General features: G+C 44.9%; 18 protein-coding genes. 6 read left to right on the plus strand and 12 right to left on the minus strand.

From position 1 onward, the window contains the following. Nucleotide 1: 1 nt before the first annotated feature. The 5 genes from J8M00_RS23690 to J8M00_RS23710 form a co-directional block, all read right to left on the minus strand. The gene (locus J8M00_RS23690; RefSeq protein WP_211012906.1) at nucleotides 2-2,440 is read right to left on the minus strand and encodes an ABC transporter permease; all 2,439 of its coding nucleotides are present in this window, start codon (nucleotides 2,438-2,440) and stop codon (nucleotides 2-4) included. A 12-nt stretch (nucleotides 2,441-2,452) separates the two neighbouring features. Then, nucleotides 2,453-3,184 (minus strand): ABC transporter ATP-binding protein, encoded by a 732-nt coding sequence (locus J8M00_RS23695; protein ID WP_211012907.1) that lies wholly within the window; start codon nucleotides 3,182-3,184, stop codon nucleotides 2,453-2,455. 34 nt (nucleotides 3,185-3,218) lie between these two features. Further along, on the minus strand, nucleotides 3,219-4,466 hold the full coding sequence (locus J8M00_RS23700; protein ID WP_211012908.1) for an HlyD family secretion protein: 1,248 nt from the start codon (nucleotides 4,464-4,466) through the stop codon (nucleotides 3,219-3,221). 152 nt (nucleotides 4,467-4,618) lie between these two features. Beyond that, nucleotides 4,619-5,866 carry a sensor histidine kinase gene (locus J8M00_RS23705; RefSeq protein ID WP_211012909.1) on the minus strand — a complete coding sequence of 416 codons (1,248 nt, stop codon included), beginning with the start codon at nucleotides 5,864-5,866 and terminating at the stop codon, nucleotides 4,619-4,621. A gap of 34 nt (nucleotides 5,867-5,900) precedes the next feature. Then, nucleotides 5,901-7,259 (minus strand): sigma-54-dependent transcriptional regulator, encoded by a 1,359-nt coding sequence (locus J8M00_RS23710; protein WP_211012910.1) that lies wholly within the window; start codon nucleotides 7,257-7,259, stop codon nucleotides 5,901-5,903. Between the two features lie 270 nt (nucleotides 7,260-7,529). Here J8M00_RS23710 and typA point away from each other — a divergent pair, with 270 nt between their 5' ends. Next, entirely contained in the window at nucleotides 7,530-9,353 is a 1,824-nt protein-coding gene (gene typA / locus J8M00_RS23715; RefSeq protein ID WP_023398469.1) for a translational GTPase TypA, read from the plus strand. Between the two features lie 62 nt (nucleotides 9,354-9,415). Here the strand turns inward: typA and J8M00_RS23720 are convergent, their stop codons facing one another. The 5 genes from J8M00_RS23720 to J8M00_RS23740 all read right to left on the minus strand — a co-directional run bounded on the left by J8M00_RS23720 (nucleotide 9,416) and on the right by J8M00_RS23740 (nucleotide 16,692). Beyond that, nucleotides 9,416-10,264 carry a chemotaxis protein CheW gene (locus tag J8M00_RS23720; RefSeq protein WP_211012990.1) on the minus strand — a complete coding sequence of 283 codons (849 nt, stop codon included), beginning with the start codon at nucleotides 10,262-10,264 and terminating at the stop codon, nucleotides 9,416-9,418. Between the two features lie 38 nt (nucleotides 10,265-10,302). Then, nucleotides 10,303-11,412 (minus strand): ABC transporter substrate-binding protein, encoded by a 1,110-nt coding sequence (locus J8M00_RS23725; protein WP_211012911.1) that lies wholly within the window; start codon nucleotides 11,410-11,412, stop codon nucleotides 10,303-10,305. After that, nucleotides 11,378-13,456, minus strand: a complete 2,079-nt coding sequence (locus J8M00_RS23730; protein ID WP_211012912.1) for a GNAT family N-acetyltransferase — start codon at nucleotides 13,454-13,456, stop codon at nucleotides 11,378-11,380. The genes J8M00_RS23725 and J8M00_RS23730 overlap by 35 nt, the downstream gene beginning before the upstream one ends. After that, complete coding sequence (gene uvrD / locus J8M00_RS23735) at nucleotides 13,434-15,599, minus strand: DNA helicase II (RefSeq protein ID WP_211012913.1); 2,166 nt, start codon at nucleotides 15,597-15,599, stop codon at nucleotides 13,434-13,436. The genes J8M00_RS23730 and uvrD overlap by 23 nt, the downstream gene beginning before the upstream one ends. 151 nt (nucleotides 15,600-15,750) lie before the next feature. Beyond that, nucleotides 15,751-16,692, minus strand: a complete 942-nt coding sequence (locus J8M00_RS23740) for a chemotaxis protein CheV (protein ID WP_211012914.1) — start codon at nucleotides 16,690-16,692, stop codon at nucleotides 15,751-15,753. A 203-nt stretch (nucleotides 16,693-16,895) separates the two neighbouring features. On the opposite strand from J8M00_RS23740, the gene J8M00_RS23745 reads away from it, so the two are divergent. Further along, nucleotides 16,896-17,957, plus strand: coding sequence for a potassium channel family protein (locus J8M00_RS23745; RefSeq protein ID WP_211012915.1), 1,062 nt, complete (start codon nucleotides 16,896-16,898; stop codon nucleotides 17,955-17,957). Further along, complete coding sequence (locus J8M00_RS23750; protein WP_023398462.1) at nucleotides 17,954-18,160, plus strand: hypothetical protein; 207 nt, start codon at nucleotides 17,954-17,956, stop codon at nucleotides 18,158-18,160. Before J8M00_RS23745 ends, J8M00_RS23750 begins: the two co-directional genes overlap by 4 nt. A 2-nt stretch (nucleotides 18,161-18,162) precedes the next feature. Here J8M00_RS23750 and J8M00_RS23755 read toward each other — a convergent pair whose 3' ends face one another. After that, a complete protein-coding gene (locus J8M00_RS23755; RefSeq protein WP_211012916.1) occupies nucleotides 18,163-18,624 on the minus strand; it encodes an EVE domain-containing protein in 462 nt (153 codons plus the stop codon). A 74-nt stretch (nucleotides 18,625-18,698) separates the two neighbouring features. Between J8M00_RS23755 and tesB the strand changes: the two genes are divergently transcribed. Further along, nucleotides 18,699-19,556, plus strand: a complete 858-nt coding sequence (gene tesB, locus J8M00_RS23760; protein ID WP_211012917.1) for an acyl-CoA thioesterase II — start codon at nucleotides 18,699-18,701, stop codon at nucleotides 19,554-19,556. Nucleotides 19,557-19,575: 19 nt separating this feature from the next. Here the strand turns inward: tesB and plsB are convergent, their stop codons facing one another. Beyond that, the gene (plsB, locus tag J8M00_RS23765) at nucleotides 19,576-22,002 is read right to left on the minus strand and encodes a glycerol-3-phosphate 1-O-acyltransferase PlsB (RefSeq protein ID WP_211012918.1); all 2,427 of its coding nucleotides are present in this window, start codon (nucleotides 22,000-22,002) and stop codon (nucleotides 19,576-19,578) included. 524 nt (nucleotides 22,003-22,526) lie between these two features. Between plsB and rpsJ the strand changes: the two genes are divergently transcribed. Together rpsJ and rplC are read left to right on the plus strand one after the other, a co-directional pair. Further along, the gene (gene rpsJ / locus J8M00_RS23770) at nucleotides 22,527-22,838 is read left to right on the plus strand and encodes a 30S ribosomal protein S10 (protein ID WP_005495349.1); all 312 of its coding nucleotides are present in this window, start codon (nucleotides 22,527-22,529) and stop codon (nucleotides 22,836-22,838) included. Between the two features lie 27 nt (nucleotides 22,839-22,865). Then, nucleotides 22,866-23,501 (plus strand): 50S ribosomal protein L3, encoded by a 636-nt coding sequence (gene rplC / locus J8M00_RS23775; RefSeq protein ID WP_010376387.1) that lies wholly within the window; start codon nucleotides 22,866-22,868, stop codon nucleotides 23,499-23,501. Nucleotides 23,502-23,513 lie beyond the last annotated feature (12 nt).

Consider the following 23,513-nt stretch of genomic DNA (forward strand, 5'->3'; position numbering starts at 1 on the left):
GTTAGGCACCTTTTAGTGCATATTGCGCTGGTTGGCGAATGATTGTCCAAGTAGATAGCAGGGTGATACCTATGACTAGACTTGCTATTAGGGCGACTGGGATAAACCAACTCCACACATTCATCATTTGCATGATGGGCGAAGACGCAGCACTAACGTATCCGATAAGTAATGCGCAGGTGGCCGCAGCGGCTGCGATTAAAAATGGCTGCATATTTTCTATCAGTACCAGCTTGAAAATTGCTACAGGGGTTGCGCCAATTGACATTCTAATACCTAGCTCATAGCGTCTTAATGCAATGGCATAACGAAATACGCCGTAAATACCAATACCTGCTAATATCACCGCGACCACTGAAAGCACAATAGTAAAAATACTGGCAACGCGCTGTGATTTAAGGTGCGAGGACAAAATTTGCTCTGTGGTTTGTAAGTCATAAACGCGTATTTGTGAATGTACTTCCGCCAGCAAATCATTAATGCCTTGTCGAGTGAGTTGCACGTTGGGTTTTGTTTCGACCACAATAGTTGGGTACCCGGTATTCACTCGAGGGCGGTATATACGTGAGATCGGTGGTTGGTTGGGCAGGTTCAAGTTACCTACGATACCTACTACCGTGATAGGGTCGCTTGAGTTTCGTGCATACAATTTGGCGCCAATAGGCTCTTGCCCTGAGGCTTTAATCACATCTGCCATATATTCATTGATGATCACCACAGGTGCTCTATCTCTGGCTTCAGCATCAGTAAAGTGTCGCCCTTGAGTCAAGGTCAATCCGAATGTTTCAAAATAAACGCGTGTACCCCAGACGAGTTTGTGTGTCACGATAGGCTTATCCATACCGGGCTCTAATTGTGAGTGATATGAAGCAAATTGCTCTAGCCAATAGGCGATAGGTGGATAGCCGCCAATCCCTGCACGCACAATGTCACTGTGTTGGTTAAGTCGCTCTGTTGCTTCTAGTACCAGTGTGGCACGTTGCTCAGTAGACATGTCATTGAGTAAGGTCCCAACGTTCAGGGCGATCTGTGAAGTATTTTCAGTATTGATGTGCGTTGGTGCTGTGAGTTGTGCCCAGCTTTGCTTGAAAATACTCACACATAATACAAGCAGAGAGATGCAAAAAAATACCTGCATTGATACCAGTGCTTGGCGCGTACGCTTAGAGACTTGTACGCCAGAACCCTTACCACTGCTTTGCAATGCACCAATAATGGCATTGTAATTCAGTTGCTTGCTGACCGCCCAAGCGAGTGCGAAATTAAGAATGAGTGTTAAGACAATCGCAAATAGCACAGTGTTTATGTTGAGGCTGAGTTCATTTAAACGTGCAAGTGGACCTGCATATCCAGCTTTTAATAAGCCCAAAATAAGGCTTACAATAGCGGTGGCAACAATGAGTGCGGCAGCGAATAGCAAGGATAATTCAACCAGTACTTGTTTGAATAAGTGGTGAGGCTGCGCACCTAATGCGGCTTGAATAGCAAAAGCACGTTGTTGCTCAACAGCACGGGATAGAACGAGGTTGCCGACATTGCTGAGGGCAATAAGCAGCAGTACTACACTGCCTGCGAGCATCATGACACTGGTATTGCCTGCATCGCCAATAATACGTGATTTGTAAGTGGTAAAGCGCCATTTAACTTCGGTATTGGCGACGGTAGGATCATTTGCAACTGCTGCTGGATAGCGTGCCATCACCCAGTTATTGAGTGCTAGCTGAGTGCGGTTGAGATCCGTATCTTTGGCTAATTTACCGACCAAGTGAACCTGATTAGATGAAAATGTCCATAGTGGCTCTTGAGTATCACGGTAATCGTATGGTAGCCAGACATCGGTGCGCCAAGTGGGAGTTGCCAATACCGGCTCTGCGAAGTGTTCAGCTGTTACGCCAATGATGACAAAGCTAATGCCTTTGAAAGTAACCGAGCGATACAGTACTTCACTACTGCCACCGAAGTGAGATTGCCAGACATCGTATGAAATAATGGCAACCGGTTGATTGCTGTCGAGCCCCTCATCTTTTGTAAAGTGACGCCCTAATGCCAGCGGTGCATCAATGATCTGCATAAACTCAGGTGTGATAGCACCCATATTAAAGGTGGGGCTGTTCGGTAAGCTTTGCTCAACATCAATACTGATATTGTGCAGGGCAAAAGTCTCGATACCTGGGTGCTGATCTTTATAGGCTTCAATTGCGCCGAGAAAGGGCAGGTAATTTTCACGCTTTACTTCACCGTCAGCCAGCAGTTGGCCTTGGACCAAGAACAGCCTATCCTGATCAGGATAAGGCAGTGGTGCAGCGATAATTTGGTAGTTCAAATTATACATAGCCACCATCACACCCAAAGTGACGCCTAAGGTCATGATGATGGTTAGTGCATAGCTTTTAACTCTTGCTAGGCTTTTGATAGCGATTAATAAATTGTGTTTCAGCATAATGACACCTACTTACTGTGCAAGTGGAATTTTAAACGCATGCTCAAGGTCGCTATGCTCTTCACTGTCGATAATTTTGCCATCGAGCAAATGTAGCTGCCGAGTAGCCATGTCGGCATAGCGTGGATCGTGAGTCACCATGCATAAAGTGGTGCCTTCAGCATTAAGTTGTTGCAACATTGCCATCACGGCATCGCCATTGATTGAATCGAGGTTACCTGTCGGTTCATCGACCAACAGCATGCTTGGCTGTCCAACCAGTGCTCTGGCAATGGCAATACGTTGCTGTTGACCACCGGAAAGTTGGTTGGGCTTGTGGTTTGCACGGTGGCTCATGTCTACTTTGGCAAGGCAAGTTTCCACGGCTTGTTTGATCTGCTGCTCTGGCAGCGGCTCTTTTCGGTATCTTAGAGGCAGCGCTACATTGTCGTATACAGTCAGTTCATCAATCAGGTTAAATGACTGGAATATAAAACCGATTTTTTCATTACGGATATAAGCTGATTGCGCCAAAGTAAGTTGGCTGACTTCTTCACCCTCAATTTGATATTTCCCTGAGCTAGGCATATCCAGTAGCCCTAAAATGGACAATAAAGTTGATTTACCGCAGCCTGAAGGGCCACAGATTGACACAAAGTCACCGCGATAAATGGTGAGATCTATGCCCCTTAATGCATGGGTTTCCATTTCTTCGGTGTTGAATACTTTGGTCACATCTGACATTGTTAGTACGCTTTCTTTCATGTCTAAATCCTTTGCTTAATTCTTGTTATTGGGTTCAAAGTAACGTGATGGCTTTATGTTCACTGTGCTGTGTCATATCAGAGAGAATGACGCGCTGGTTTTCTTGCGCACCTTGCAGAATTTGCAAGTGTCGACCTGCGTCTTTGCCGAATCGTACTGTGGTTGCAACAGCTTGATCCCCGTCGATGATGTAAATCTCAGTCGCACTATGGGCTTGCTTATTCGCTGGGCGCTCTACATATAAAGTGTTGCTTAATTGGCTAGTGAGGATTTCAGCTTCGACGCTTAACTCCGGTCTGGCCGACTCAGGTACGCCCTCGGTAAAAGACAGTTCCACTTCGATGGTGCCATCTTGCACTTGTGGCGTGATCCGAGTGACGGTAGCGGGAGCGCGTTCACGACGCGTATCGATTGTGGCAGTTTGTCCTACTTTGATTTGCTCCGCTTTTGATTGCGGTACGCGGATCAGCGCTTGTAAGTCAGAGTTACTCCCTACTTGCGCTAACTCTTGGCCCGCTGACACACTTTGACCGAGCTCAACGGCGAGACGTTGGATGGTACCGCTGATCCCCGCTGTGACTTCTAGCTGCTGAGCGCGTTGCTCCAATCTGACTAAGTTTGAGCGCGCTTGGTTCACTTGTTGTTGAGATATTTCAATATCTTCTTGATGTAATTGTGCCAGCTGCGCTATGCGTTGGCGCTGCAATTCGGCACGTGCACCTAACTGTTGTTCCTCTAGCTCTGCGGTTTGCACATCTAAGGCTGGTATCACGCCTTGGTCGCGCAGCACTTGCTGTGCTTGGCGGCGCAATACCAGCGATTGATGCTCGCTCTCAAGCTGAGCTTGAGTGGCTTTTTCTGAGAGGCGCTCGCGCTGATTGGCAAGCTTTTGACGGCGCAAATTTGCTTCTTGCTCTTCCAGTGCCATACGTGCAGTTTCGATCGACTGCTTGAGGTCGGGATCTTGCATTCTTAAAATCACAGAGTCCGGTGTTACAACCGCACCTGGGCGCAGTAGTATTTCGCTGACAGTGGCACTACTTTGTGCTGTTAACAGCTTTTGTTGGTTGGAACGCAGTACGCCATATCCATCAACTTGGATAGCCAAATCACCCCGATGTACCGTCGCGACAATTAAGCTACTCCGTTGTAAGCTGGTGGAGTTCGATGATGAAGAGAAGTGAAATACACCGCCTAGCACAGAGGCACAGATGACTAGTGCCGTGATCTTTCTCTTGAGAGAGAGTTTTGGCGAGACTGTTTTTGATCTAACGATGTCCATATTTATCTTTATTATTTATTGATGATGTAAAGGATTGAGCAAGCCATATGCCAAAATATAAAGCATTGATTTAGTTGTTGTTTTTGTTTTTTCTTTTTTGTTTTAATATAGTTAGGTCCGAAACTGGACCTCACTATATTAAATTCGGACACTCAAGAAGTAGGTTGCGTCAATGAGATCACAGCACAAGCGCCGCGATGTCCATCGGTGCGATTCATTAACAGTAACTGGCCATTCATTTGTTCCGTGAGGTGTTGGCACAACATCAAACCAATACCTTCACCGCGCTCTTTGGTGGAATAAAAGGGAACAAAAAGGTTATCAGGATTGCTTAGGCCATGGCCATTGTCAGTGAGGCTTATCGTCGCAGATTGGTTTTTAAGCTTCAATGATAGGGTCAGTTGCGGTCGATCTGTACAGGCTTCCAATGCATTTTTGGTTAAATTGATAAGTACTTGTTTAAGGAGTGTTGCATCGCAATACAGTTGTAAATGTTGACCTTCGAGGTGCCAATTTGCTTGGGGGAATAAAGATGTGAGTTCCGTGCATACCCGCTCAAAAGGCTGCTCATAGGCTTTAACTGTGACACTTTGCTGTAATTGCGCGTACCTTTTGACAAACTCAGCGAGGTGTTGGCAACGTTCTACAATTACCTCGAAAGCGGCGCTATCACGTTCGCTCGTTGCTCTGTGTTTGAGCCTTTCCAGCATTGTACTGACAGGTGTCAAGGAGTTGCGGATCTCATGACTAATGACCCGGATCAACCTCTGCCACGCTTTGAGCTCTTGCCCTCTTAATGCAATTTGGATATCTGTCATGACCAACAAGTGATAGGTGTGTCCGTTGTGATTAAAGTTACTATGACGTACTTGCCAACGTTGTTGGTTTTTTTCATCTTTAAAGTGCCAATCGGGCTGGTGCTCCAAGCCCAGTCGAGCGGCAGTAGTAAAACGCAGTGTTTGCCAAGGTTTGTCAAATAATGCGCCACAGGCCTGATTGCCAAAACTTAATTGTAAGCGTTCGTCGAATACTAAAATAGGGGTGTTTAGCTGTTTCACCAGCCGAAGTAGTAATATTGAATCTTTGTTTTCACTCTCTTTTGATGTAAGTAAGTCATTACTTAAATTGTTGAGCTGGTGGTGAAACTGACCAACGACCCCGGCAGAGAAGTGGGCTTTTGCCTGTTGGCTAAAGTCTTGATTTCGACATGACTCCAATTGAAATGTGCTGCGTAAATAGGAGGACTTTACTTGGGTGATAATACGGTAAAATATCCAAATAGTTATGCCGATCCAAGTTACTAAACAGCTTATGGTTACAATGTTTAAAAGAGGCTTTCCCTGAACCAGACCAAATTGCCAGCAAATAGTGAGTAAGCTTATTTGCACTAGGATTAACATTAGGCATTGCCTTTTCCAAAAGCCTTCTAGGCTATTATTCTTCCAATGCATATTTTTCTAACCGCCGATACAGCGCCTGTTTGGTGATCCCTAGCTGTTGAGCTGCTTTGTTCTTATTGCCTTCAAATTTATTCAGTGCTTGCACAATAAGGTGTTTTTCCGCTTCTTCCAGCGTCATCTCTGGCAGTGTACTTTCGAGGCTATTTACTTGGGCATGGGGTAGATGTAAATCACGAGCGAGAATGACACCATCTTGGCAGAGCAATACAGCCCTTTCTATTAAGTGACTTAGCTCTCGTGTATTGCCGGGCCAGTCATATTGTATCAATGCCTGCTTAGCACAGGGCGCGATAGTGAGGTTTGGCTTATTATATTTGGCGCCATGGTGAGTTAAAAAGTGTTCGGCAAGTGGTACAATATCATCAATGCGTTCACGTAAAGCGGGGATAGTAAAAGCGAATGTATTGAGACGATAATACAGGTCTTGTCGAAACTCACTCTTCGCAATAAGTTTTTCAAACTCCGCATTGGTTGCGCTGATAAGCCGAACATCACTGGTTAGGGTTTTGCTCGACCCCACCATTTCAAATTCACCTGTTTCCAATACTCTGAGTAATTTTGCTTGCTGAGCCAGTGGTAAGGTGCCTATTTCGTCTAAAAATAAGGTACCTTGGTGTGCCAATGCAAAACGGCCAACTCGTTCTGATTTTGCATCGGTAAATGCGCCTTTGACGTGACCAAATAATTCGCTTTCGAATAGTTGTTCTGGAATGGCAGCCATATTGAGTGAAATAAATGGCTGTGCATTGCGCTGCGATTGATTGTGGATCCAAGTTGCAATGTGACTTTTTCCTACACCATTTTCACCTGTGATAAGAATATTTGCATCGGTTTGTGCCACAGCGTTGAGTTGCGCCATCAGTTGTTGCATGACAGTACTTTGCCATATGGGTTTATCACAGTTGGGCTTGAGTACTTGTTTGAGCGCGGTGTTATTTTTTTGCAGTCCTGATATGGTCAGTTGTTGCTGAATAACTTGTTCGAGGCGCTGGTTTTGCCAAGGCTTTTCAATAAAATCGACCGCCCCAAGTTGCATTGCCTGCACTACTAAATCAGTGTTTGACCAGGCTGTTATCGCAATGACAGGGATATCGATAGCCTCTCTTTTTAGACCGCGCAAGAAACGCAATCCTTCTTCACCTGAAGTGGAGTCTAAATCAAAATTCATGTCGAGCATGATCAAGGCTGGCTGTGTATGGCGGAGAAACTCATGGGCTTGTACGGGGTTTTCCACTTCTTCGACTTGATAGCCAAAATCTTCCAAGACAAAGCGCGCTGCGAGTCTAACTTCGCGATTATCTTCCACAATCAGAATTAAAGACTGTGATTTCATGTTTCGTTCCTTTGTTTTTCTTACCACCCATTTTGCTATGGGCTTGTCACGCAGTTTAGTACTTTGTACGGGAACAAACAATAGACAAAAAAGTACCTGATCTCGGTGGTAAATTGCGGTAAAGGGGAAAAAAATCCTCTGGATAAACTTTCATCTGTCACATTATTAGGGGATAATACGCGACCTTTAATTGTGGAACGGTATCTTAGGTGCGCAATTTTGCGTGGATCGACTAGGATCACTGAAGGCCAACTTCTCTGAGTAACAGTAATGAGCATTGAAAAGTTAAGAAATATTGCGATTATCGCACACGTTGACCATGGTAAAACTACCCTAGTCGATAAGCTGCTAGAACAGTCTGGCACGTTAGAGACACGCGGTGGCAACGAAGAGCGTGTAATGGATTCAAATGATATTGAGAAAGAGCGTGGTATCACAATCTTGGCGAAAAACACCGCCATTGAGTGGAACGACTACCATATCAATATCGTAGACACCCCGGGACACGCCGACTTTGGTGGTGAAGTAGAACGTGTACTATCAATGGTTGATTCTGTACTTCTACTAGTAGATGCACAAGAAGGCCCTATGCCTCAGACGCGTTTCGTAACGCAAAAAGCATTTGCTCTTGGCCTTAAGCCTATTGTTGTTATCAACAAAATTGACAAGCCAGGCGCACGTCCTGACTGGGTAATGGATCAGGTCTTTGACCTATTCGATAACCTAGGTGCAACAGACGAGCAGCTTGACTTCCAAGTTATCTATGCATCAGCAATCAACGGTTGGGCAACGCTTGACTTAGACGAGCCGTCTGACAACATGCAACCTATGTTTGAAGCGATTGTAGAGCAGGTAGAACAGCCAGACGCAGATCCAGCTGGTGACTTCCAAATGCAGATCTCTCAGCTAGATTACAACTCTTACATCGGTGTAATCGGTGTTGGTCGTATCAAGCGCGGTACTGTTAAAGTAAACCAGCAGGTAACGATTGTTGGCGCTGATGGTAAAACACGTAATGGCAAAGTTGGCCAAGTACTTACTTACCTAGGTCTAGACCGTCACGAAGCACAAGAAGCGCAAGCGGGTGATATCATCGCGATCACAGGTCTTGGTGAGCTTAAGATCTCTGACACAGTATGTGATGTAAATGCAGTTGAAGCACTGCCAGCACTGTCTGTTGATGAGCCTACAGTAACGATGACGTTCTCTGTAAACACTTCTCCGTTCTCAGGCCAAGAAGGTAAGTTCGTTACTTCACGTAACATCCTTGAGCGTCTGCAAGCTGAGCTTGTACACAACGTAGCTCTACGTGTTGAAGAAACAGACAACCCAGATAGTTTCCGTGTATCAGGTCGTGGTGAGCTTCACCTTGGTATCCTAATCGAAAACATGCGTCGTGAAGGCTACGAGTTAGCTGTATCTCGTCCAGAAGTAATCCTTCGTGAAGTAGACGGCCAATTAGAAGAACCTTACGAAACAGTAACGGTTGACGTTGAAGAAGAGCACCAAGGTTCTATCATGGAGCAACTTGGTCTTCGTAAAGCAGAAATGACTGACATGGCACCAGATGGCAAAGGCCGTATTCGTATGGACTTCATGATGCCTTCACGTGGTCTTATCGGTTTCCAAACTGACTTTATGACGCTGACGTCTGGTTCTGGTCTGATGTATCACACATTTGATCACTACGGACCACACAAAGGCGGTAATATTGGTCAGCGTAAGAACGGTGTACTTATCGCAAACGCGGCAGGTAAAGCACTGACTAACGCGCTATTCAATCTACAAGATCGTGGTAAGCTATTCATCGGTCACGGTGTTGAAGTATACGAAGGTATGATCATCGGTATTCACGCACGTGATAACGACCTAACAGTTAATGCGCTTAAAGGTAAGCAGCTAACTAACGTTCGTGCATCAGGTACTGATGAAGCGCAAAACCTTGTACCACCAATCGTTATGACACTTGAGCAAGCGCTCGAGTTCATCGATGATGACGAGCTGGTAGAAGTAACGCCTGAGAGCATCCGTATTCGTAAGAAGCTATTGACTGAAAGTGAGCGTAAGCGCGCTAGCCGTCAAGCAAAAGCTTAATTGCCAATACGATAAAAAAACGCCGCTCTCTAGCGGCGTTTTTTGTTTTTAAGCTATTTGCTTTAAAACAGACCGTACTCTTCGGTTTCTTCGGGCGCATAGCCTTGTAGATGCTCTGGCCTAAAAATCGCGCTTGGATCTAACACCAAACTGTGATTATCCCCTTGTTTTATCAATCCCTTCATCATTTTCTTGGTTTGCGGATCAATATCAAAACCAACATTGGTCATTTCATGTAGTGGTTTGATGTCTGACGCTTCACAGTGAATATTGTCTTCCACTCTGTCTACAAGTAAGCCAATATGGGGCTGCTGCCCATTCTCAGTGGTAAAGACGATGATTGGTTTGTGGTCGAGTATGATTTGATCCCTTGCTGACTCAAACAACCGAATTAACTTTGTAAAGGTAGTGAGCTTTTCTTTGTCTAACAGGGCAATTGCTTGTTCCTTTTTACCTTTGCTGCACAGAGATAATATTTCATCTGCTACAGTGTGCAGCCTAGAGTGAGGTTCTTCAAAACGCGCTAGAATGGCTTTTAAATCTTCATTGTCCGTTTTAAAACTATATAGCCACATGCCAAACTCAGATTGTTTAGGGTCTCTGGCTTTGGTAAATGGAACGTCATTGTGCACACTTAGCTCAAGCTCTGCTAGCCATGCTTTTTGGTCTTGCTCTTTTTGTTGTAACAGTTCAACCAAAGATTGGTTGGTTTCATACGAAGACTTGTTATTCAAGATCAGACCTAAATCAAAAATGGGAGTGGGTGTGCCCATATAGTCTTTGACACCTAAAAAGCTTGGGTTGTCATTTGGCAGTGATGTGAGATTGCCCTCGTAGCGCTCAGTTAATAGGATATCTAAAATTTTGAGTGATATTGTTTTTTTTCCTACTCGAAAGTTAATCAGGTCCATGTTCGCCTCAAACAATAGTTGCATGAGCTAAGCATAGATCAATATTTCAAATAAGATCTATATACCTGCCTTTGAGGCGTGTTTTTTTGTGGTAATTTGAGTAGGTCTTGCAGCGCTGGGTCGGTCTTTAACGTGCGTGAAATGGCTGAGCTTATACAATCTGACAATGGAGTTTGCTGGCAGTATTGCAAAGCTGTGGTAAACAGATAAGCGTTTATAAATCCTTCGAACGATTGGTAGCTGATGGGCTTTGAATGTGCGGTGGCTTGCGCGCGAAATAGTGTACAGATTTGGCTTTGACAGGTTTGAGGATCAGGCAGTACTTCGGTAACCATAATATTGGCAGGTACAGTGATATGCTCGAACAGGGACGCTGAAGAGACGAATGAAACGCTGGTATAGGAGCCTCTAAAGCCCGCTCTGTAGGCTTGGTTAATGAATGCAGATAACGGTTCATAAGTACCTATCATTGCAATGGCTGTGACCTGGGTGGTTAATATCTGTGTTAGGGCTTTGGCAACATCATTGGTATTACGTCTAAAGCGCGCAATCACGACTGGTTCAATCCCTTGGTTCTTGAGCGCTTGGCGATGGCTTTTTTCTAGCGTTAAACCAAATTCATCTGCTTGAATAAAAAGGGCTACGTTTTTGTGTCCTAACTCTTCTACAAGATATTTCACTTGATCCTTGGCCTCATCCAAATAGCTCGCCCGAAGTTTGAAGATCGGAAAACCTGGATTTTGATATAAAAATTCAGCGCCAGTATAAGGCATTAATAACGGCAGTTGGTGCTTTTTTAATATGTCTTTAATTGCATGGGTGGTGGGCGTGCCCATATTACCAATGAGGGCATCAACGTTTTGGTGTTTTATTAAATAGTGAGTATTATCGACGGCACGACTTGGTTCGTATCCGTCGTCTAAAACCAGTAATTTAATATGTGGTTGTTCAGGTCGTTTTTTCTGATTTGCATAATTGAAGTAGAGTTCATGGCCTTGTTTAAGCTGTTGGCCAATATGACTCGCTGGACCGCTCAGAGCGACGCTCATTCCCAGTTTTATGGTTGTTTTAGCGGGGGTCGCGAAACACAGCAATGATTGTAATAGAGCTGCACTAATGAGGATCGCTTTTAGAAATAATTTCAGCATAAACTTCCGATAACAGTGACTGATAGGCCTGTTGCACTTGCTTCTTAGATTGTAACCTTAGTTCTTGAGGTAATTCTTTTGGCTGATGTCGCTGTAATAATAGTAGAATTACATATTGTTGGGCAATCTTTGACAAGGAATTTATGATGCTAGGTTGTGTTTTTATGATCTGCTCTACAAATGGTGCAATTTGTTGCTCATTGGCAAGTTTAGATTTCAGATAGGCGAGTTGTTTGAGCTGCGATTCACTGAGGTCTTTGTTTGGCGCTGAGCAGAGAAAGCTGCGTACCAGTTGCCAGGGAAGCTGCGCATACAATCCACTGAGCGCAAAATACAACTGTTCCGCAAATGTACTCAACTCTAGTTTTATGTCGATTTGACTATCTTTGTGGACCACCAAGACTGCAAATTCTCCACTGGCTTTATCTTGTTTGAAGCCGAGCTTTAACGGCTTAAATCCTAAGTTTTGCCAAAAATCGAGTAAATTCGCTTGCGCGCCAAAACTACTGCCGAAATAACTGACTTTGTCGGCAAGTTGGTGCATAGAAAAGCGGATCAAGGCACTGCCAATACCGTACTTTTGGTGGGATGGGGCCACAGCGATACGTGCTATACGCGCCCCTCGATGAGTGCAAAACTCACTGTTCCCCATTAATTGGCTCAGTTGTTGCGCCATTAAATGGCCTGCTGGTCGTCGAGTTCCCAGTGCAATATGGGCGGCCAAGTCGCCATCAAGAGCCCCTTCTAAATTTACCAAGCAAACCGCGACAGGGTGGTTATTTTGAAAAGCAATAAATAAGCGATTACTTGGGCTGTCGAGCAGCTGTCGCAGATCATTAACCGACGTTTGATAGTGGGCCAATACAAGTAATGCAAAGACTTGCTCAAGGAGTGCCTCATTTTCAATGAGGGCATTGTTGTCGACGCTGAGGTAGCTAATTTTGTCTAGCTGAGGCGAAAGAGCTGCATATTGACAGTCGAGAGCCAGCAATTGGCGCATATGTTGCTCCAATGGGTCGCCTTGGGCATAACGTATGGGTTCAGCCAAATGCAGATCTAAATAGCCGGGGTGTTTAGACTTTAAGTAGTCTTGAAATCGTAGTGTGTAACCGCGGCCATTGCCCTCATAGCCAACTAGGGTACTCGCAAAAATCACTCTAGGGTAGCGCGCCAACAATTGCTTTAGGAGCGGCACGGGAATGGCTGCCGCTTCATCAACCAACAAGATATCGATTGCAGGCTGTGTAGCTAATAAAATATCAGGTGGAATATAACTCAGCGTACTAACTTGATTTTTATTTATTTCTGGTGGTGTCAATCCAAGCACATTGCAAAAATGGATAAAGCCATTTTGCACTGCACGGCGCTGCTGAGCACACAAAACGATATTTTTGCCGGCAAACTGTGCTGCTATCAATCCAAGTGCGGCTGACTTGCCTCGACCCCTGTCTGCACTCAATAAGACGGGTGTGTTTGGATGTTGTTGCAGATGGGTGACTATTTGGCTGACAGCTTGAGATTGTGACGTTAAGTTCAAGGTCTGACACGAGGCACTGTATGTGGTGGGTAATTTGGGCCCACCTTGTTCACTGAACAGCCAGCATTGCTGCCGCTGCAAATGGTGGGCTAAGCGTGCCAAAAAAGGGCTCTTGTGTGTTTGTTCACCTTCAGAGAGCCAGCGTGCTAGGGCTGGATCGCACCATGTTGAAAGTGCTGATAATTCTGGTAGCAATAATACGAGTAATCCGCCAGCTTTGACTGTGCCTGTGCAAGCAGCCAGTTTGTTGGGAATAATACCGCTATAGCCATCATACAGAACAAACTCGAACTCTTGCCCCAGTATTTGGTGCAAGTGTTGTGGCCACAAAGCCTCAGGCCAACTAGCATCATCGCTGAGTATCAATTGCTCAGCGGATTGAGCAAGCTGCAAAAAGCAACGCACCCCCCAATCCCTGCTTCCACACAACAGTAGTAATTGACGATGCCTTGCTATTTTTAACCCTGCCAGTTGGGGTTTTAGACTAAATGGCTTGCAATCTTGCATACGCTGTTACGAGCCATTTGGTACCGACGTCATCAAAGTTCACTTGTATACGAGATTGTGCACCAACACCTTCGTAATTGAGTACGTTACCTGCACCAAATTTTGCGTGCAGCACCCGTTGTCCTAGGTTGAAGTCACTGTCTTCAAATGCGGCATGGCTGACTGATGCGCTGAAGCGATTGGTGCTAGCTGGCCTAGATACTTGGGTTTTAATGCGGATCTCTTCAGTACAGTCGTCAGGCAGTTCGCGCAAAAATCGAGAGGGACTATGGTATTTCTCTTGGCCATACAAACGACGGCTTTCGGCATGGCTGATATAGAGCTTTTGCATCGCACGTGTCATGCCAACATAACATAGGCGACGCTCTTCCTCTAAGCGGCCTGATTCTTCATGGCTTTGTTGTGAAGGGAACATGCCTTCTTCCACGCCCACCATAAATACCAGTGGGAACTCTAAGCCCTTGGCAGAGTGAAGCGTCATCATCTGTACCGCATCTTCGTGCTCGTCGGCCTGCCCTTCGCCAGACTCCAGTGATGTATAGGCCAAGAAACCTTGCAGTGGTGAAGTAAACTCTTCTTCAACTGGTAATTCAAACTGACCACAGGCATTGATCAATTCTTCCAAGTTTTCCACTCGTGCGCGGCCTTTTTCACCTTTTTCAGCTTGATACATAGCCAATAGCCCAGAGTGCTCTATGGTGGTTTTTGCTTGCTCAGCAAGCGCCAACTCGACTAAATTTTCATCAAGTTGTTCAATCAATTCAATAAAGCGTGTTACGGCTGTTGCAGCACGCCCTGCTAAATGTTTTTGATCAATAACGGCTTTAGCTGCGTACCACAGCGGGAGAGATTCATTACGAGCGCAGTCGCGAATATGGCTCAATGTTTTGTCGCCAATCCCACGCGCTGGTGTATTGATAACACGTTCAAACGCAGCGTCGTCATTACGATTGCTGATCAGGCGCAAGTATGAAAGGGCATCTTTGATTTCTTGTCGCTCGAAGAAGCGCATGCCGCCATAAATACGATATTTGAGCCCTTCTTGGAGAAGTGCCTCTTCCAGTACACGAGATTGGGCATTGTTGCGGTATAAAATGGCACAGTCTGTCAGTGCGTTACCATTTTGCAGCCAAGACTTAATTTTACCTATGGTGAAGCGTGCTTCGTCTAATTCGTTAAATGCGGCGTAAATTGAGATGGGTTCGCCTTGCGTGCCGTCGGTCCAAAGGCTCTTACCCATGCGTTCAGAGTTATTTTGAATGAGGGCATTGGACGCTTTCAAAATCGTACCTGTGGAACGGTAGTTTTGCTCAAGGCGTATTGTATCGGCATCAAAGTCTTTTAAAAAGCGTTTGATGTTTTCAATTTTTGCGCCACGCCATCCATAAATACTTTGATCATCGTCGCCAACGATCATGATGTTATTGTCGCCACCGGCAAGCAAACGCAGCCATTGATATTGAATGCTATTTGTATCTTGGAATTCGTCTACCAGCATATGTTTAAAGCGCTGTTGGTAGTGGCGTAGTAGAGTAGGTTGCTGCTGTAGTAATTCATAGCAACGCAGCAATATCTCCGCAAAATCAACTAAACCCGCTCTATCACAAGCCTCTTGATAGGCAGTATAAACATTGAGCATAAGCTGCTCGCTGGCATCATAGGCTTGGATATCTTTGGGGCGTAAGCCTTCATCTTTTCGCGCGCTGATATACCAGCTCAGCTGCTTTGCTGGCCACTTTTTCTCATCAATGTTCATGGCCTTGAGCAAGCGTCTGATCATGCGTTGTTGATCGTCGGAGTCCAATATTTGGAATGACTCAGGTAAGTTTGCTTCGCGGTGATGGGCACGCAGAATACGATGAGACAAGCCGTGGAAAGTACCAATCCACATACCTCCGGCTGGGCTTTGTAGAGTTTCTTCGACACGTGAGCGCATCTCTTTGGCGGCTTTATTAGTAAAAGTCACGGCAAAAATACTGTAAGGAGAGGCGTGTTCTACCTGCATAAGCCACGCGATTCGGTGCACTAACACCCGAGTTTTTCCGGAGCCAGCACCAGCCAGAATAAGCATATTGCTCAGTGGTGCAGCAACCGCTTCACGCTGCTTGTCATTCAAGCCATCAAGTAATTCAGATACGTCCATCTTTGCGCCTAATTCGAAAAGTGAGGGCAAAGTATACCTAGCGTCTTATTTAAAGCCCAGTTTTCAAAGTGTAATTTGACAAGGGTGTTAGTTAGTTAATTGAAATTAAAAGAGATTTAATTTTTTATTTACTGTCTTTTTATACAGTTTTTTAGCCTAAAATCTCTTTTAACCGTTTTTGCATTTCTTGAACTAATAAATCGGGCTGAAACTTAGACAGAAATGCATTACACCCCACCTTTTCAACCATGGCTTGGTTGAAGCTGCCGCTCAATGAGGTATTCAATATGACATATAGGTCCTTGAGCCGTTCATCATTGCGAATTTCATAGGTGAGCCGATAGCCATCCATCACAGGCATTTCAGCATCTGTGATTACCGCCATGAGCTCTTTGTTAACATCAATGCCTTCATCAGCCCAGTGCTTGAGCAAGTTTAGGGCTTCTTGTCCGTCGGTTGCGGGAATAATTTCAATACCAATTTGCGCAAGCGTATCAGATACTTGGCGTCGTGCAGTGGGGGAGTCATCTGCGTGGAGGATTTTACGTCCCTTAAACTCACTCAAAATGGTGTTGTCTAGCACGCCTTCTGGGATCTCGACATCGTAATCAATGATCTCTGCCAAAACCTTTTCAACATCAATGATTTCGACGATGTGCTCAGCGCCATCTCGCTGAACTTTCGTCAATGCTGTCAAGTAGTGATTGCGGCCAACAGATTTCGGGGTTGGCATAATGTCTGACCATGTCGTATTGACGATATGATCTACTTTGCCAACTAAAAAGGCTTGGACGGTACGATTGTATTCGGTGATAACCAAGTTGCTGTCATCGTCATACTCTGTGGGGGGCATGCAGATGGCTTGGCGCAAATCGATAACCGGGATCGACTCACCGCGAATATTGGTTACCCCTGCCACTTTGGGGTGTGCATTGGGCATTTTGTTCAGGTGAGGTAGTTTAACAACTTCTTTAACTTTAAAAACGTTCAATGCAAACAGGTGTCTACTGTGTAAATGAAATAGCAATAATTCAAGCCGGTTTTCACCCACTAACTGTGTGCGTTGATCAACTGAAGCTAACACACCCGCCATACTTTCACCTCGTCATCTAGCTGCTTTTCAAAGTATACACATATAACTGTTAAAATTACGAGTTCTTTACCACAGTAATGCAAAAATGCAATATTTGCTGAAAATTTCTGAATAAATCAACTTTTTCCCTTGAAAGCATTGACTTGTTGCTTGACTGATAGATGATGTCATACAGGGATCAATACACAGTTTTGGGATAATAAATGCCGATCGTAATAAAGCGCATGCTGTTACAAATCCAAAATCACATCAATCGCGCCAGCTGGCAAATCCTTGTACTCGCCACAGCATGCCATATGCTGCTGACTTGGGGAATGTTATGGTTTGCACAAGAGCACGCGCTGTTACCGTTTAGTACCTTTGTTTATTATTATGTCGTGACCACATCGACAGTGGGGTACGGCGACTTCAGTGCTACTACTGAAATGGGTAGGTGGGCTGTTGCATTGGTGCAAATTCCATTTGGGTTAGCGCTATTTGGTGTTTTGCTAGGGAAAGTTGGTCAAGAAATTACAATATGGGTAAAAAGAGCAATGAAAGGCGATAAAGATTTCTCTCATTTAAACGATCACATCATCATTTTTGGCTGGCACCCAACGCGCACCGAAAAAATGATCGAGTTTATTCTTGCCGACAACAAACGGATTGAACGGCGAATTGTACTTGCTGTGCATGAAGATATGGAGCACCCTTTACTGCGTTACCCTCAAGTGGACTTTGTGCGTCTTGCCAGTTTTACCGATGATATTGAATTGTCTCGCACTGCTATCGGCGCTGCTGCTAAAGTGATAGTTGACGGCAAAGATGATGATCACACATTCACCACTGCACTCAAGTTGAGTCCAATTGTGCAGGCTAGCGCACACATTTGTGCCCACTTCATCGATGAGACTAAGGCAGAGCTACTGCGTTTACATTGCGAAAATGTAGAGTGCTCAACGGCCATGTCAGCCGAAATATTGGTGCGTTCTATGCAAGATCCTGGTTCGAGTCGTATTCAAGAAGAATTGTTGTCAACACTGCGTGGTGATACACAGTTTAGTCTGCAAATACCAAGCTCGGTAACGAGTTGTAAGTTTGGCCAGTTGTTTATGTTTTTTAAAGAGCATCACAATGCCACTTTGCTAGGAGTTGCGCACGACCGAAGTGGTCAAAATATGGATTTGAACCCACCGTTGAGTTATGGGCTGACGGGCGGGGATATTATTCACTATATTGCACCTCAACGGGTTTTAGAGAAAGAGGTAGCTTGGGAGCAGTTATGAGCGAATTGATGTTGATGGTGGGGGTTGTGTGTGTTTATCTAGTACCCATTGCTCTGGTTGCTGGCAGTAAACGCTCCAAAGGCCATGAGAAGAATGGCTGGTTAATCGGTACCTTGTTCTTCTCGTGGATAGCCTTGTTGTTATATGTCACCATGATCCCCAAAACAGGACGAGTAAAACCTCGTGGCAAAAAGCATAGTTAGGGTCATCTTTTTGACATTTCAATGATGTGACGCCACTCCTGCTCTGTCACTGGCATAATTGAGAGTCTTCCGGCTTTTTTCAGTGCAAGATCGAAAATCGCATCATCTGCCTTAATCGCTTTGAGTGTCACCGGTGACGAAAGCAGCTCCACAAATTGCACGGTCACACCTATCCACCTAGGCTTGTCTGGTGTGGACTTTGGATCATAGTAATCACTGCTGGCATCAAACTGATAGGGGTCTGTTTCGGCAGCTTTGGTTACTTGTGCAATTCCTACTACAGCAGGGACTTTGCAACTTGAATGGTAAATAAAGACCTTGTCTCCTACTTGCATTTGATCGCGCATAAAATTGCGCGCTTGGTAGTTGCGGATCCCTTCCCAAAACGTACTCTGTTGTACATCACTTTTTAAGTCGTCGATAGAATATGCGTCAGGTTCAGTTTTGAATAACCAATAAGCCATTATAAGTACTCAATTAAAAGTAGATTAGTGTATTATTATCACTAATCGCAGTAACTACAATGGTGAGGTAGCGAATGAGTCAGGTTTTACAAAATTTGCTTGATTTATTAAGTTTAGAAGAGATTGAGCAGGGGATTTATCGCGGACAAAGTCAAGACTTAGGCTTTCCTCAGGTTTTTGGTGGCCAAGTGATGGGCCAAGCGCTGTCAGCCGCAAAATACACATTGCCTGAAGGCCGTTATATAAACTCTTTGCACTCATACTTTTTACGTCCAGGTGATGCGAGCAAACCTATCGTATATGATGTTGAAAATATTCGTGACGGGCGCAGCTTTAGTACTCGCCGAGTGAGTGCTATCCAGTATGGTAAGCCGATATTTTATATGACTGCGTCTTTTCAAGGCGACGAGCCTGGGTTATCTCATCAAGCGGAAATGCCCAACGTACCAGAGCCAGAAACACTCAAATCGGCATTACAGTTTTATCAAGACAATGCACATTTGATCCCTGAGGCGTTGAGGCCGAAGTTTACGCAAGAAATGCCCCTTGATATGCGGCCTGTGAACTTTCAAAACCCTTTCCAACCGCAAAAGGCGCAAGCGAAGCGTCATGTGTGGTTTAAAGCCAATGGTAAAATGCCTGACGAAAGGCGGATCCATAATTACTTGCTGGCCTATGCGTCTGATTTCGAGTTTTTACCCACTGCACTACAGCCCCATGGCTTGTCATTTATGCAGCCCAACATGCAAGTTGCCACGATTGATCACGCAATGTGGTTCCACCGTCCGTTTAGATTAGATGAGTGGATGCTTTATAGTGTGGATAGTCCAAGTGCGAGTAATGGCAGAGGTTTGGTGCGCGGACAATTCTTTACCCGCACAGGAGAGTTGGTCGCATCGACGATCCAAGAGGGCGTAATGCGCCAACGATAGTTTGGCGCATTATCTAAAGCTACACAGTATCGTTGATAGACTGCCAGATCCGCGCTGGCAGTAACTCAGTAAGGAAGGCTTGCAGCTCTTCCAGCTGTGTTTCTGCCTGAATCGTTTGCTGCTCAGAAATACTGATAAACCCCTGCTCGCGCAGTGCATTTATGAAGTTACTCAGAACCTTCTTATCGAAGAACTCTGGGCTCTTAATACCATGTAACGTCCCTAAGCGATTAGCCAAAATATCGCTCTCACGCTCTAAGTCAACACGCTTTATCCCTTGGTTATTGATCACTAAACTGCTGGTAATGGCATAGCGCTCTAGTGTTAAATGACACACCTTGCCAAGCATTTCGAGTTTTGCCAGCGCACGATTATCTTTACTGGCTACGGCATTTGTTCCGTCAAAAGTGATCAACTCATGCTGTGCAAAGCTTTCTAATATCTCGGTGATATAGCCGTTTCGCATAGGGGTTAAAAACCACTCTTTGGCAAACAGTGGATACAGCGTTTTCAATTTTTGTTCAGCGTCTTTTACACTCATGCTGTAGCGGTTGAAGAGCATTTGGGCCAGTACACTTGGCACCGCAAAAAGATGCAAAATATTGTTGCGATAATAATTGAATAGGGTGCGCTCTTTTTCCTTAATGGTGATGATCTCACCAAGCTCATCTTGCAAGATGTCAAATTTTTCAAGCTTTAATGCATGGGCTAGCAGCGCCTCAGCATCTTCATCTGGCTGTGTGATGTGCTCGTTGTATTTGGCGTGCTTTTGCAGCGCCAAATAAAAACGCAGTTGCTCAAGTAGTTTTTGCTTGCTCAGCGCAAATTGCTCGTTGCAAAGTAGGATTGTTGCGAGCACATTAATGACGTTCAGTGCGGCGCTGGCGTTGATGTTGGTCATGATTTGATCAGCGACATTTGCCACTTGGCTATTCAGCCAATGGGGCTTGGTTGTCTCATCGGCACTAATATCTTGACGCCAGTCTGGTTGATGCTCATTTAAGTACTGGTTTAGATGTATAGGTTGACCAAAATTAAGGTAGCCTCGGCCGTAATTACGGAGGTTTTTAATTGCTTTGAAAACCCCAAGCACAGATTCATTCTTTTTATGATTGCCGGCAAGTTCCTTGAGGTAAGTATTGATCTCCATAACATGCTCATAACCAATATAGACTGGCACGATAGAAATAGGCCTATCTATGCCTCTGAGCATAGATTGCATGGTCATGGCTAACATGCCCGTTTTGGGTGGCAACAATCTACCTGTGCGGCTGCGTCCACCTTCGGTATAAAACTTTACAGAGTAGCCTTTAATAAATAGCTGGCTCAAGTACTCTTTAAATACGGCTGAGTAGAGTTTGTTGCCTGCAAATGAGCGGCGGATGAAAAAAGCCCCTGAGCGACGGAAGATCCCCCCTGCTGGGAAAAAGTTGAGATTCACACCTGCCGCAATATGCGGTGGAACAAGACCTTGATGATAGATAACATACGTTAGTAACAGGTAGTCCATATGACTTCTATGACATGGCACATAAATGATCTCGTGACCTTTATCTGCGAGTGTACGGACTTCATCTGCATTTTTTACATCAATGCCGTTATATAGTTTATTCCATAGCCAGGTGAGTACTCGATCTGCGACGCGCACCATAGCATCGGAATAGTTTGCGGCGATTTCGTCAAGTAACTCCTGAGCATTGAGTCTTGCCTCGTGGTGGCTTAAACCTTTGGCTTTGGCCTCTTCGGCAATGGCTTTTTTAATACTCGGGGCTGCGAGAATTGAATTAAACAGCGCTTCGCGTGACGGCAGTTTAGGGCCTGTGGCAGCGAGTTGCTGGCGGCGGAAGTGAACCCGAGCAACGCGCAGTAATTTTTGTGGCAATTCTTCGACATCGGCTTTGTCGTTCATCAGCTGTTCGATGGCGATGGGTGCTGAAAATCGCACTAGATTGTCACGACCTGAGAACAAAACGACCAGTGCTTTTCGCAACCAACTCGGTGTAAGAGAGTGGCCTAATAATGTTGCCAACCCCGGTTTTTCTTTACCGGGATCTCGACCCCAAAACACCGATACAGGCAATATTTGTGCTTGTGTTTCCGGGTTCGCTTTCAAAGCGTGAAAAATTTCTTTACTTAATTGCAGCGCGTTACTGGGTTTTGCTGACTTTGAAAAAAGTGGCGTAGGATTTTGCATCGCGATAAAACGCGGGACTTCTGAATTACCAATTTTTTGCATTTGCATTGGACTAGGCAGCCCCAGTTTTTGGCACATGCGATCAATGGCTGCGAGATCTGAATGTGAGTTTAATCTCGTGACATAAAAAGTTGGCAGGTTTGGATCTAAATCGAATTGCTCGACCGGGTTTTCTGGCAACAGTTTACTTTTAACTAAAAGCCAATTAGTCCAGCGTGCAAGCACGTTGAGACTTTGGGATATAAAGCGCATACGCAGTACCAAATAGTAATTTTTGCAATAGAATATCAAGGATTAACTGGACTGACCATTGTCCAGTGTGCTCCGTCCCCAGATGTTTGCTACCTTTGTGTATTGGCAGGGTTGCTGATTAGCATAAGTCCTGTGTAGCCAATGTGTTGATTAGTATAGTAGATGCACAGTAGAACACATTTATTAATTAGGACGTAGTGACCCTTTATTTCTTTAAGCTGTGACAATAATTCGAAGCAATAGAGTTACCTTATATTAGAGAGTCAGACTGTTAGTTAGGTGAGGCAAATTTATTGCATTTAGTTGTTGCATTTATCACCAGTATCATTATAATGTGCGAACTTTCTCGGCTTCTGGCCGCTGAAAGTATAAATGAAAGTCTGGATTTCAGGCTATTAAACAGGAACTCCGATTTGGAGTTCGATGGTAGAAATAAAAGAACAACCGACTTCTTAGGTATTTTAAGATAGTTTCGGCGGTTTTTTTATGCTCTTTTTAAATGCTCTTTTAATTGAGGTTTAAGAATGTCAAATCAACGCATTCGTATTCGCCTAAAAGCTTTTGACCACCGTTTGATTGACCAATCAACGGCGGAAATCGTGGAAACTGCGAAGCGCACTGGTGCTCAGGTACGTGGTCCAATCCCACTACCTACACGTTTTGAGCGTTTCACTGTATTGATCTCTCCGCACGTAAACAAAGACGCGCGTGATCAGTATGAAATCCGCACCCATAAACGTCTGATCGACATCGTAGAACCAACTGACAAGACTGTAGACGCTCTAATGCGCCTAGACCTTGCTGCTGGTGTTGATGTTCAAATCAGCCTGGGTTAATCGAAAGATTAGAGAGGTTTTAGGAAAATGGCATTAGGTCTAGTCGGTCGTAAAGTGGGTATGACACGTATCTTCACTGAAGATGGTGTATCTATCCCTGTGACAGTTATCGAAGCGACGCCTAACCGTGTAACTCAGATCAAATCTGACGCTACAGACGGTTATAACGCGCTTCAAGTTACTGCAGGCGAGAAAAAAGCAAGCCGTGTAAACAAACCAGCAGCGGGTCACTTCGCTAAAGCTGGCGTTGAAGCGGGTCGTGGCCTGTGGGAATTCCGTCTTAACGGCGGAGAAGGTGAGTTTGAAGTAGGTTCAGAACTAACTGTTGAACTTTTCACTGAAGTGAAAAAAGTAGACGTTACTGGTACTTCAAAAGGTAAAGGTTTCCAAGGTGGTGTTAAGCGCTGGAACTTCAGCATGCAAGACGCTACACACGGTAACTCTCTATCTCACCGTGCTCCTGGTTCAATCGGTCAAAACCAGTCTCCTGGTAAAGTTTTCAAAGGTAAGAAAATGGCCGGTCAAATGGGTAATGTTCGTTCTACGACACAGAACCTTGAACTAGTTCGTGTTGACGCTGAGCGTAACCTGCTTTTAGTTAAAGGTGCAGTACCTGGCGCTATCGGCGGCGACGTTATCGTTAAACCTGCTGTTAAAGCATAAGTCCTGGAGATT

The organism is Pseudoalteromonas luteoviolacea (genome assembly GCF_018100925.1).
In the GTDB taxonomy this organism is placed as follows: domain Bacteria; phylum Pseudomonadota; class Gammaproteobacteria; order Enterobacterales; family Alteromonadaceae; genus Pseudoalteromonas; species Pseudoalteromonas obscura.